Source organism: Phenylobacterium sp. SCN 70-31 (assembly GCF_001724605.1).
In the GTDB taxonomy this organism is placed as follows: domain Bacteria; phylum Pseudomonadota; class Alphaproteobacteria; order Caulobacterales; family Caulobacteraceae; genus Phenylobacterium.
Map to the genome: position 1 here is coordinate 755 of NZ_MEEX01000039.1, position 12,184 is coordinate 12,938.

At 72.1% G+C, this 12,184-nt stretch carries 9 protein-coding genes; 7 read left to right on the forward strand and 2 right to left on the reverse strand.

All coding sequences use genetic code 11. From position 1 onward, the window contains the following. The first annotated feature begins 173 nt into the window (after positions 1-173). The 7 genes from ABS78_RS21390 (at position 174) to ABS78_RS21420 (ending at position 7,532) form a co-directional block, all read left to right on the forward strand. On the forward strand, positions 174-926 hold the full coding sequence (locus tag ABS78_RS21390; protein ID WP_293384356.1) for an ABC transporter permease: 753 nt from the start codon (positions 174-176) through the stop codon (positions 924-926). A 112-nt stretch (positions 927-1,038) separates the two neighbouring features. Next, positions 1,039-2,439, forward strand: coding sequence for a HAMP domain-containing sensor histidine kinase (locus ABS78_RS21395; protein ID WP_293384359.1), 1,401 nt, complete (start codon positions 1,039-1,041; stop codon positions 2,437-2,439). 84 nt (positions 2,440-2,523) lie between these two features. Then, positions 2,524-5,451, forward strand: coding sequence for a bifunctional [glutamine synthetase] adenylyltransferase/[glutamine synthetase]-adenylyl-L-tyrosine phosphorylase (locus ABS78_RS21400; RefSeq protein WP_293384362.1), 2,928 nt, complete (start codon positions 2,524-2,526; stop codon positions 5,449-5,451). A 135-nt stretch (positions 5,452-5,586) separates the two neighbouring features. Further along, entirely contained in the window at positions 5,587-6,012 is a 426-nt protein-coding gene (locus tag ABS78_RS21405) for an EF-hand domain-containing protein (RefSeq protein ID WP_293384365.1), read from the forward strand. A 32-nt stretch (positions 6,013-6,044) separates the two neighbouring features. Continuing rightward, entirely contained in the window at positions 6,045-6,587 is a 543-nt protein-coding gene (locus ABS78_RS21410; RefSeq protein WP_363083753.1) for an RNA polymerase sigma factor, read from the forward strand. Between the two features lies 1 nt (position 6,588). Continuing rightward, positions 6,589-7,029, forward strand: coding sequence for a hypothetical protein (locus tag ABS78_RS21415; RefSeq protein WP_293384368.1), 441 nt, complete (start codon positions 6,589-6,591; stop codon positions 7,027-7,029). Beyond that, entirely contained in the window at positions 7,026-7,532 is a 507-nt protein-coding gene (locus ABS78_RS21420) for a periplasmic heavy metal sensor (RefSeq protein WP_293384371.1), read from the forward strand. Before ABS78_RS21415 ends, ABS78_RS21420 begins: the two co-directional genes overlap by 4 nt. On the opposite strand, the gene ABS78_RS21425 is transcribed toward ABS78_RS21420, so the two are convergent. Both ABS78_RS21425 and pepN read right to left on the reverse strand, forming a co-directional pair. Then, positions 7,529-9,376, reverse strand: a complete 1,848-nt coding sequence (locus ABS78_RS21425; protein ID WP_293384374.1) for an ATP-binding protein — start codon at positions 9,374-9,376, stop codon at positions 7,529-7,531. The two genes, ABS78_RS21420 and ABS78_RS21425, sit on opposite strands and share 4 nt — an antisense overlap. 97 nt (positions 9,377-9,473) lie before the next feature. Continuing rightward, complete coding sequence (gene pepN / locus ABS78_RS21430) at positions 9,474-12,089, reverse strand: aminopeptidase N (protein WP_293384377.1); 2,616 nt, start codon at positions 12,087-12,089, stop codon at positions 9,474-9,476. Positions 12,090-12,184: the final 95 nt, after the last annotated feature.

Sequence of the window (12,184 nt, forward strand, 5' to 3'; positions counted from 1 at the left end):
CCCTCCGCCCTGAACAATACGGCCCGCATGGGCACGGCATGCGCCTGATCCGGACCCGCGCAACGGGCCGCCGGCCCTTGCCTGTCCCGCGTCGGGCCACACGGCCCTGCCTCGCCGCCGCGAAGCGGCACGGCACCGTCACCACCACGTTTCAAGCAGAGCGCCCTGCACCCATGACATCCACCGCCATCGCTCCACCCCGCAGACGCCTGCCGCTTGAACTGATCGGAGGCTGGGAAGTCGGCCTGCTGATCTTCATGGTGCTGCTCTACGTCGCGGGCGTCTTCATCAATCCGAAGTTCTTCGGCCAGACCGACGCGATCTCCGCGATCCTGCGCGACACGGCCCGCTATGGCGTCATGGCCGCGGGCATGACCTTCGTCATCATCAACAAGGACCTCGACCTGTCGGTCGGCTCGACCTTCGGCCTGGTCGCCACCGTCTTCTCGCTGGCCTTTTCGACGTCCTATTACGATCTCGGCATCGTGCCGTCGCTGGTCGCCGCCATCGCCGTCGGCCTCGGCGTCGGCCTGATCAACGGCTATTTCGTCACCTATCTGCGCGTGCCGTCCTTCATCACGACGCTGACCATGCTGTTCATCGGTCGCGGCTTCGTGCTGGGGCTGACCGGCGGCAAGACCGTCTCCTACAGCGAGAAGGCGGCCACGGCGCCCTGGTTCTTCCAGATCGGCGAGACCAACGCGTTCGGCTTCAACAACCAGATCCTGATCTTCGCGCTCGTGACCATCGTCGGCATGTTCGTGCTGGCGAAGACGCGCTGGGGCTACGAGACCTACGCCACCGGCGGCAACGAGCTGGCGGCGACCTATTCCGGCATCCCGACCAACCGCGTGCGCATGCGCGCCTATGTCCTCTCCGCCGCGCAGCGGGGGAGAGGAAGGGGACCCATGCGAAGCATGGGGTAGGTGAGGTGGGTCAAAGGCCGGTCAACCCGGACACCATTTCCGTGATCCACACCCTCACCTCCCCGTTGCTGCGCAACGGGTCCCTTCCTCTCCCACTGCGTGGGAGAGGTAGGTGCGGCTCCCGCGCATCTTCCGGACGACGCCGTTCCGGCTGACGCTGCTGTTCCTGGCGCTGTTCGCCAGCGCCGCTTCGGCCTTCCTGGCCTACATCTACATCGCCACCGCCGGCGAGGCGACGCGCCGGACCGACCAGGAGATCCGCCGCGAGATGCGGTCGCTGGTCGACGTCTACGACCGCGCGGGCGTGGACGCGGTGAACCAGTCGCTGATCGAGCGCGCGTCCAGCGAGAAGCCCTTCCTCTACCTGCTGCTGACCCCGGACGGGCGGCGCATCTCGGGCTCGATCGAGGAGAGCCCGGTGGAGGATTTCACCGGCGCCCCGGCCTGGGCCACGTTCCAGGTCACCGACGTGGACGCCGAGGGCCGGACGGTGCGCCATCCCGCGCGCGGGCTCCAGCAGCGCCTGAGCGGCGGCGAGACGCTGTTCGTCGGCGCCGATGCGGGCGACGACGAGGCCTATGTGGCCCGGGTGGTGCGGGCGCTCTGGGCGTCGGCGGCCCTGGTGGTGCTGCTGGGCCTGGCGGGCGGCGTCCTGGTCAGCCGCAACGTCTCGCGCACCATGGTGGGCCTGATCGACGTGGTGGAGCGCGTGCGCAACGGCGAGCAGGGCGTCCGCGCCCATGTCCGCGGCGCCCGCGACGAGTTCGACGAGCTGGCCCAGGGCGTGAACGACATGCTGGACCGCCTGGAACGGTCGATGGCGGGCCACAAGCACGCGGGCGACGCCATCGCCCACGACCTGCGCTCGCCCCTGACGCGGCTTCGGGCGCGGCTGGAGACCGCCTATCTCGACGTGGAGGCCGGCAAGGGCGACCCGGAGCAGGCGCTGAGCCAGGCGCTGGAGGACACCGACGGCGTGCTCAAGACCTTCGGCGCGGTCCTGTCCATCGCGCGGCTCCAGGCCGCCGGGACGGCGCCCGACCCGGTGCTGTTCGATCCGGCCGACCTGGCGGCGGACATCTCGGAACTCTACGAGCCGCTCTGCGAGGAGAAGGACATCGAGTTCCAGGCCGAACTCACCAAGGAGCTGGGCGTCCGCGGCAACCGCGAGTTCCTGGCCCAGGCGCTCTCCAACCTCCTGGACAACGCCATCAAGTACACCCCGGCGGGCGGGGCGATCATGCTGCGCGTACGCCGCCGCTCGTCCGGCGAGGTGGAGTATTCGGTCACCGACACCGGCCCGGGGGTGCCCGACGAGGACCGCGAGCGGGTCATCCAGCGGTTCGTCCGCCTGGAGAACAGCCGCAGCCAGCCGGGGGCGGGCCTGGGCCTGTCGCTGGTGGCCGCGGTCGCCGAGGCGCACGGCGGGCGGCTGGAGCTGTCTGAAGGGCCGGGCAAGGTGGGCGAGATGGGGCCGGGCCTTCGGGTCGCCTTCATCCTCCCGCGCGCCTGAAGACCCACCGGGCCTCTCTTTCCCCAAGCGGCCGCCGGCAGAGGTTCATTGCGCACGCCCTCCGAGCTTCGGATGATGGGCGCCATGAGTCCCCAGGCTTCAGAACCGCGCCGCCTCGTCGATCGGCTTTCGCCCTGCGGTCCCGTCCTCGACGCCAAGGCGGCCGAGCGGGCGCGCGAGATCGTGGCCGCCGCCGTCTGGAACGCCGACCTGGAGGCGGCCTGGCCGTCCCTGGCGCCGGTGTTCGGCGCCTCGCCCTATCTCGCCGGCCTGGCCCGGCGCGATCCCGCGCGCCTCGCCGACCTTCTCGCCGACGCGCCCGAGGCGCGGCTCGAGGCGATCCTCGCCCGCACCCACGCCGTGGCCGATCTGGCGCCCGAGGCCGCCCAGGCGCCGCTGCGGCGGCTCAAGCAGGAGCTGCACCTGCTCACCGCCCTGGCCGATCTGGGCGGCGCCTGGGACCTGGACGCCGTCACCGGCGCGCTGACCCGGTTCGCCGACGCGGCGGTGGCCGCCTCGCTGACCAGTGCGGCGCGGGGCGAGGTGGAGGCCGGCCGCCTGACCGCCCTGGGCCCCACGAGCGGGGGGGACGGCCAGCATGGCCCCGTCCCGGGCTGGTTCTGCATCGCCATGGGCAAGCAGGGCGCGTTCGAACTGAACTATTCCAGCGACATCGACGTCTCGGTCTTCTTCGATCCCGATCTCCTGGAGCCCGTCCTGGCCGAAGGGGTCGAGCCCCTGGCCTTCGCCGTGCGCCTGACCCAGCGGGTCTCGGACCTCATGCAGGCGCGGACCGCCGACGGCTACGTCTTCCGCATGGACCTGCGTCTGCGGCCCGACCCCTCGTCCACGCCGCCGGCGATGCCTGTGCCCGCGGCGCTGGAATACTACGAGACCGTCGGCCAGAACTGGGAGCGCGCGGCCTTCATCAAGGCGCGCGCCTGCGCGGGCGACAGGGTCGCGGCGGCCGACTTCCTGGGCGAGCTGGTCCCCTACATCTGGCGCAAGAACCTGGACTTCGCCGCCATCGCCGACATCCATTCCATCAAGCGGCAGATCCACGCCCACAAGGTGGACGAGCGCGTCTCGGCCAAGGGCGTCGACCTGAAGCTGGGGCGCGGCGGCATCCGCGAGATCGAGTTCTACGTCCAGACCCAGCAGCTCATCCTGGGCGGCCGCCATCCCGAGCTGCGCAGCTCGCGCACCCTGGACGCGCTGGAGGCCCTGCGCGCCGCGGGCCATGTCGCCGACGCCGCGGCGGCCGAGCTCACCGAGGCCTACCGCCGCCTGCGCGCGGTGGAGCACCGCATCCAGATGCTGGAGGACGAGCAAACGCACAAGCTGCCCGAGTCCGACGCCGAGCGCCGCCGCGTGGCGGCGCTGTCGGGCGAGGCGCCGCTCAGGAGCTTCGACGCCGAGATCACCCGCACGCTGAAGGCCGTGAACGCCCGCTACGGCGAGCTGTTTCCCGACGAGGAGTCGCTGTCCTCCAGGTTTGGCAGCCTGGTGTTCACCGGGGTGGACGACGACCCCGAGACCCTGGCCACCCTGGCGCGGATGGGCTTCTCCAGCCCGCCGCGGGTGTCGCAGACCATCCGGAGCTGGCACCACGGTCACGTGGCGGCAACGCGCATCGAACGGGGCCGCGAGCTGTTCACCCGCCTGGCGCCGCGGCTGCTGGAGGCGGCGAACGCCACAGGCGCCCCGGACGTGGCCTTCAACCGCTTCTGCGACTTCTTCGGCGGGCTCTCCACGGGCGTGCAGCTCCAGTCGCTGTTCCTGGCGCAGCCGAAGCTGTTCGAGCTGGTGGTGCAGGTCCTGGCCTTCGCGCCGCGGCTGGCGGCCACCCTGGCGCGGCGGCCGGCGGCCATCGACGCCATGCTGGACCCGCACTTCTTCGCGCCCATCGAGATCGCCGACGAGCGCGCGAGCATGGCCGCCGCCGTCGCGCGGGCCGACGGTTTCGAGGCGGCGATGGACGTGGTGCGACGCCTTCACCGCGAGCAGAGCTTCCGCGTGGGCGTGCAGGTGATGAGCGGGACGGCGACCGCCGAGACCGCCGGCCGCGCCTTCGCCGACCTCGCCGATCTCTGCATCGAGGCCCTGGCCCCGGCGGCCCTGGCCGAGGCCGTGCGGATGGGGGGCGACTTCCCGGGCGAGGTGGCGGTGGTGGCCCTGGGCAAATGCGGCTCGCGCGAGATGAGCGCCGGCTCGGACCTGGACCTGATGACCCTCTATCGCGCCGCGGACCCGGTCGCGATGTCGGCGACCAAGGGCTGGGACGCCTCCACCTTCTACGGCCGCTTCACCCAGCGGCTGATCGCGGCGCTGTCCAGCCCGACGGCGGAGGGGCAGCTCTACGAGGTGGACATGCAGCTGCGGCCCTCGGGCACCAAGGGACCGGTGGCGGTGAGCTTCGCCGCCTTCGAACACTACTACCAGGGCGAGGCCGAGACCTGGGAGCTGCTCGCCCTGACGCGGGCGCGGGTGGTCTGGGCCACCACCCCGGACTTCGCGGCCGCCGGCCAGGCCGCCATCGAGGCCGCCCTTCGCCGCCCGCGCGACCGCCGGAAGACGGCCAGGGACGTGCGCGACATGCGCAAGCTTCTGGAGCAGGAGCGCCCGCCGAAGGGTCCGTGGGACCTGAAGCTCAAGCCCGGCGGTCTGGTCGACATCGAGTTCGCCGCCCAGTTCCTGCAACTGGCCCACGCCGCCGAGGGCGGCCCCTTGCGGACCAACACCGCCGAGGCGCTGACGGCCCTGGGCGAGACGGGCCTGGCGAGCCCGGGCCAGCTTTCGGCCCTCTGCGACGCCTGGCGGCTCCAGCAGGACCTCACGCAGCTGCTGAAGGTGGCGCTCGGCGACGGTCCCGCCCCCGGCGAGGAGCCCAAGGCGTTCCAGTCCCTGCTGGCGCGGGCCGGCGGCGTCAAGACGCTGAAGGCGCTGGAGGCCAGGCTCGCCGGGGTCCAGGCCGCCGCCCGGACCGCCTATGCGGAGGTGGTGAAGAGCTAGGATGGCGCGTCCGAAGCTCGCGCCGACGCACGACCTCGCAGCCGCCGAATGTCGAATCCACAACACGCGCGACGGAATGTCGGCCGTCGCGCGTGGAAGTCTTCGGGTGGGCTGCCCAAACGTCATCGAGGACTCATGAACCGCTTTCTCATCGCCGCCGTCGTCGCCCCCTTCGCGGTCCTGGCCACCGCGGCCGCCGCCCAGCCCGGCCGCGGGCCCGATCCCGACACCGACCGGGACGGCAAGGTGACGCTGGCCGAATTCAAGGCCGCCCAGGCCCAGCGCACGGACCGGCTGTTCGCACGGCTGGACGCCGACAAGGACGGCCGGATCACCCAGGCCGAGATCGAGGCTGCGGCCAAGGGCCGTCCGGGCGGCCGCAAGGGCGGCCAGATGCTCATGCGGTTGGACGCCGACCGGGACGGCGCCGTCACCAAGGCCGAGATGAACGCCGCGGCCGAACGGCGTTTCCAGGCGGCCGACGCCAACAAGGACGGCTGGCTGTCGAAGGACGAGTTGGAGATGATGCAGCAGAGGATGCGTGGTCCGGCCCGGAAATAGCGCCAGACCTCGAGCTGAAGGCGAGGGCAGGATTGGGGGAGTCCGACGAGGAGCTCCTGTCGCAGGTGGCGCGCGGCGACGCCGCGGCCGCGCGTGCGCTCGTGGGGCGCAAGCTCCCGCGCCTGCTCTCGCTGGCCCGGCGGATGCTGGGCGATGCGGCCGAGGCCGAGGATGTCGCCCAGGAGGCCTTCGTCCGCGTCTGGAGACAGGCGCCGCGCTGGCGGCCCGGCGCGGCGCGGTTCGACACCTGGCTGCACCGGGTGGCGTTGAACCTCTGCTACGACCGTCTGCGCCGCCGCCGCGAGCTGGCGGTGGCCGAGCCGCCCGAGCGGGTCGACGAGGGGCCGGGCCCGGGACGCGGGCTGGAGGCGCAGGATGTGGGGCGACGGGTGGATGCGGCGCTGCAGGCGTTGCCCGACCGCCAGCGCGAGGCCCTGGTGCTTTGTCACTATCAGGAGTTGGGGAACCTCGAGGCCGCGGCCGTGATGGGCGTGAGCGTCGAGGCGCTGGAGAGCCTGCTGTCGCGGGGGCGCCGCGCGCTGCGCGCGGTCCTGGCCGATCTGAGGGAGGGATGAGATGACGCCCGAGCGGTTCGCCGGACTGGCCGACGCCTACGGCGGGGACGTGGCGCGCTGGCCCGCCCCCGAGCGCGACGCGGCGGCGGCGTTCATGACCGACGCGCCGGCGCGGGCGGCGGCCATCCTCGCCGAGGCGTCCGCCCTGGACGCATGGCTGGACGCGGCGCCGGCGCCCCAGGCCTCGGCGGCGATGGTGGGCGCCATCCTCGCCGCAGCGCCGCGGCGGCCCTCGCTCTGGCGGCGCTGGGCGTTTGCGGCCGGCGCCGGGGCGGGCCTCGCCGCCGCCTGCGCCGCCGGCGTATTGGCGGGCGTGCAGCTGGGCGCCGCCGCGACGGTCACCAAGAGCGACATCGTCTCGGCCGAGGGGGGCGGGGACGCCGTCCTGGCGGTGGTGTCGGACGAGGACTTCAACCTCTTTCTGGACGAGGAGGCGGGATGAACCGGCCCTGGCTTCTGGGGGCGCTGCTGGCGTCGCTGGCGCTGAACGTCTTCATCGGCGGCGCCTTCGCCGGCGCGCACCTGGCCGATCGGCGGGCTGAGGCGCGGGCCGAGCGCGAGCGGGCGGCGGGCTCTGCGCCGCGGCTGCGGGGCGATCCGCTGGCCGCCGCCGTGCGCGCCCTGCCGCCGGAATCGCAGGCGGCCTGGCGTGCGGAGGGGCCGGCGTTCGTCCGCGAGCATGCGCCCAAGGCGCGTGAGGCCCGGCGCCTGGCGCGCGAGGCGCTGACCGGCTTCGGCGCCGAACCGTTCGACGCGGACCGGACCCTGGACACTCTTCGGCGAGCGCGGGCGCTGGAGCAGGAGGGGCGCCTGGCGATGGACGCCCGGATGGTGCGGTTCGCCGCCACCCTGCCGCGCGAGCAGCGGGAGGCCTTCGGCGACGCCCTGGCGCGGCCGCGGGGTCTGGGTCGCGCCCCGCAGGGCGCCTCGGAACGCCCGCGCTAAGCGGCGGCGGCGCCGGCGGCGGGCCGGCTCTGGCGGACGGGAAGGGCGAAGCTGGCCAGGGTGCCCTGTCCGGGCGCGCTCTTCAGGTCCAGCAGGCCGCCGTGCATCTCGACCAGCGACTTGGTGAGGGCCAGGCCCAGGCCCGTGCCCTGGGTGGTCTTGGAATGCTGGCTCTCGACCTGTTCGAAGGGCCGCGCCAGCCGCGCCAGGTCCTGGGGGGAGATGCCGATGCCGGTGTCCTGCACGCCGATGCGGACCCGCTGGCCCAGCGGGTCGTCGCGCAGCTCGGCGCGGATGGTCACGCGGCCGCCACGGGGCGTGAACTTGATGGCGTTGGAGAGCAGGTTCAGCAGCACCTGCTTGAGCGCCCGATGGTCGGCCTCGACGTCGGGCAGGTCCACGAAGTCCAGCACCAGCGCCAGGCCTGCGGCGTCGGCGCGGTTGCGGACCAGGCGCAGGGCGTCCTCGGCGATCTCCTCCAGGCAGACCGGCTCGAAGCGCAGGGCGAGCTTGCCGGCCTCGATCTTGGACATGTCGAGGATGTCGTTGATCAGCGCCAGCAGGTGCTGGCCTGAGCTGAGGATGTCGCGCGCATAGTCGCGATAGCGGGCGTCGCCCATCGGCCCGTACATCTCGCCCGCCATGATTTCGGAGAAGCCGTTGATGGCGTTGAGCGGCGTGCGCAGCTCGTGGCTCATGTTGGCCAGGAAGTCGCTCTTGGCCTGGCTGGCCTGTTCGGCCCTGATCTTCTCGGCCTCGTACTTGCGGGCCAGTTCGGAGAGCTGCTCCTGGCTCTGCTCGAGGTTGATCACGGCCCGGCGCAGTTCGTCCTCCTTGATCCGGCGGGCCTCCTCCTGGGTCTTCAGCACGGTGATGTCGGCGGCGGTGACCACCAGGCCGCCCTCGGCCGTCGGGCGTTCCGAGACCTGGACCCAGCGGCCGTCGGAGAGCTGGGCCTCGCGCACGCCGCGGCGGCCGCCCGGCGCGGGGGATTCCTGGCGGATCGACAGGCGCGCGGCGCGCTCCACCTGCTCGCGGCCGACGCCGGCCTTCAGCCGTTCGGGGGCGAGCTGGAAGTAGCTGCGGAAGTTGGTGTTGCACATCACCAGCCGGCCGTTGCGGTCCCACAGGACGAACGCCTCGGACGTGCTTTCGATGGCGTCGCGCAGCCGGCTCTCGGCCGACTGGGCGCGGGCCTGGGCCAGGCGTTCCTCGGTGACGTCGAGGGCCACGCCGACGATGCGGGCGAAGCCGCCGTCCGGACTCTCGCCGAAGCCGCGGCCGCGGAAGTCGATCCAGACCGGCCGGGCGCCGGCCAGCGGCGGCACCCGGAAGCTGACGTCGAAATCGCCGTAGATGGCGGCGGTCGCGAGCGCGTCGCGCATGTCGTCGCGGTGGCCGGGCGCCACGCGGTCCAGCACCTGCTGCCCGTCCACGTGACCCGAGCGCCATCCGAACAGCGAGGCGGTGACCTCGGACATGAAGATCCGGTCGTCCGCGAGGTCCCATTCCCAGATGCCGCAACGGGCGGCCTCGACCGCCGTGCGGAAACGCTGCTCGGAATCGCTGCGGGCGGCCTGGATGCGCTCGACCCGGCGAAGCTCTCCGATCAGCAGCATGACCAGCGTGGCCGCCGCGACGACCGGGACGAGGAACCAGATCAGGATCTCCAGGCGGCCGGGCGCGACCTCGCCGATGCGATAGGCGCCGGCCGCGGCCAGGACGACCAGGATGGCCAGCACGACCCGGAGGAACGCCGGCCGCCGCCACGGCGTCGAGGCGCGCGGCCGCGCCCGCCGCTCGGGCGTGACGCCGGTCAGGTCGTGTCCCCCGCGTCCGGCCAAGGCCGCCGCTCCCTGCAACTTCCGACGGCCGGACCCCCGACCTGCGCAGAAGCTTAAGCTGATCCGCCGCCCACGGTCATCGTGGGTCGGGCTTCAATCAGTCGAGCGCCCGGGTGGCCAATTCGTAAACGTTGCGGGACAGGCCCTCGACCGCGACAATCCGTTCCAGCTCGGCGCGCATCTTCGTACCCAATTCGGGGACCAGACGCTTCCAGCCGCCCAGCGGGTCGACCAGGCGGGCGGCGGTCATCGGGTTGTACCGGTCCACGGCGATGATCTGGTCGGCCAGGAATCGATAGCCGGCGCCGCTCGGCTCGTGGAAGCGGACGGGGTTGAAGTTGGCGAAGCTGGAGACCAGCGCCCGCAGGCGGTTCGGGTTCTGGGCGTCGAACGCGGGATGGGCGGTGAGGCCCAGGATGCGGCCCAGCGCCGTCTCGGACGGATCGCGGGCCTGGAGCGCGAACCACTTGTCGACGACCAGCGGCTCGGCCTTGAAGCGTTCGAAGAAGTCGGCCAGCGCGTCCTCGTAGGCCGGCCCGCCGATCAGCATGAGAGCGTTCAGGCCGCCGATCATGTCGGTCATGTTGCGGGCGGCGCGGTAGTGTCCGGCGGCGATCTCGGCGACCTCGTGGCGCGGGTTGGCGGCCATCAGCTCCAGGGCGGCGTTGCGCAGGGCGCGGCGGCCCGCGCCGGCGGCGTCGGGCGAGAACTCGCCCAGGTCCTGCAGGCCGGTGTGGAGCCGGCGCAGCTCGTCGTCGAGATGGACCGCCAGCCTCAGGCGCAGGGCCTCGCGGGCCGCATGGATCGCCGCCGGATCGACCGGGCTTCGCAGCAGGGCGAGGTCGGTTTCGGCGGGCAGGGTCAGCAGCAGGGCCTTGAACGCCTCGTCCGAAGCCTGGTCCTGGAGCGCGCGGCCCAGGGCCTCGGCGTAGCGTTCCTCGCCCACTTCGTCCGGCTTGCCGGCGGCGCGGCCCAGGATCAGGCCGGCGGCCAGGTCCTGGCCGGACTCCCACCGGTTGAAGAGGTCGGGGTCCGAGGCGAGCTGCACATAGCGCTCGCGCGCGGGCGCATCCGTCGTCAGCACCACGGGGGCCGAGAAGCCGCGCAACGCCGAGACCACGGGCTCGGAGTCCACGCCGTCGAGCGTCACCGAGACCGTCTCGCCGTCCAGCAGGACCAGCGTCTCGTCCACCGCCCGGCCGTCGCGCTCGAAGGCCAGGGTGCGGCCCTCGTGGTCCATCAGGCCCAGGGTGACGGGCAGCGGCAGCGGCTGCTTCTCGGGCTGGTCGCTGGTGGGCGGGTTGGTCTGGGTCAGGGTGAGCGTCACGGTCTTCGCGGCGGCGTCGTAGGACCGCGCGAGCGAGACGCGCGGCGTGCCCGCCTGCTCGTACCAGGCGAAGAAGCGCGACAGATCCTGGCCCGAAGCCTCGGCGAAGCATTGGATGAAGGCCTCGACCGTGGTGGCGTGCCCGTCCCAGCGCGCGAAGTAGAGGTCCATGCCCTTCCGGAACGCCTCGGCGCCGATCAGGGTCTTCAGCATGCCGATGACCTCGGAGCCCTTCTCGTAGATCGTCGCCGTGTAGAAGTTCTCGATCTTCATGTAGCTGGACGGCCGGATCGGATGGGCCAGCGGGCCCTGGTCCTCGGCGAACTGGCGGGTGCGCAGCGCCTTCACCGCCTTGATCCGCGCCACCGCCTCGCCGCGCATGTCGGCGCAGAAGCCCTGCTCGCGGAAGACGGTCAGGCCCTCTTTCAGGCAGAGCTGGAACCAGTCGCGGCAGGTGATGCGGTTGCCGGTCCAGTTGTGGAAGTACTCGTGCGCCACGACCGCCTCGATGCGCTCGTAGTCCAGGTCCGTGGCCGTGGCCGGGTCGGCCAGCAGCAGCGAGGCGTTGAAGATGTTGAGGCCCTTGTTCTCCATGGCCCCGAAGTTGAAGTCGCGCACCGCGACGATCATGAACAGGTCCAGGTCGTACTCGCGGCCATAGGCCTGCTCGTCCCAGGTCATCGAGCGCTTGAGCGCGTCCATCGCATAGGCGGCGCGCGACGCCATGCCGGGATCGACGTAAATCTGGAGGTCGACCGTGCGGCCGCTCATGGTGACGAGCTTGTCCTCCAGCACGTCCAGTTCGCCGGCCACCAGGGCGAAGAGGTAGCAGGGCTTGGGGAAGGGGTCGTTCCACACGGCGTAGTGACGCCCGCCCGGCAGGTCGCCGCCCTCGATGCGGTTGCCGTTGGACAGCAGCCGCTGGTAGCGGCGGTCGGCTTCGATGCGGACGGTGAAGCGCGACAGCACGTCGGGCCGGTCGGGCCAGAAGGTGATCTTGCGGAAGCCCTCGGCCTCGCACTGGGTGCAGAAGCGGCCGCCCGACATGTAGAGGCCTTCCAGCGCCTTGTTGTTCGCCGGGTCGATCTCGACCTCGGTCTCCAGGGTGAAGGTGTCGGGAACGCCCGGGATGGTCAGGAACTCGGCGTCGATCGTGTGCTCGGCGTCCGTCAGGCGGCGGCCGTCGATCGCCACCGAAAGCGGCTTCAGCCGCTCGCCGTTGAACACCAGCGGCTCTACGTGGTCGCCGTCGCGGCTCACGGCCAGCCGGGCCTTCACGCGGGTGGTGTTGGGCTGGAGGTCGAAGGTCAGGTGGACCTCGTCGACCAGGAAGGCGGGCGGGCGGTATTCGGAGAGGCGGATGGCCTGGGGCGTTTCGGTGCGCATGGCCACCATCTAGGCGTCGGATCGGGGCGGCGCCAAGGCGGCTCGCGAAGACCGCTGCGACAGGGCCGGGTTTCGCGGCGTTCGTCCGCGGGCGG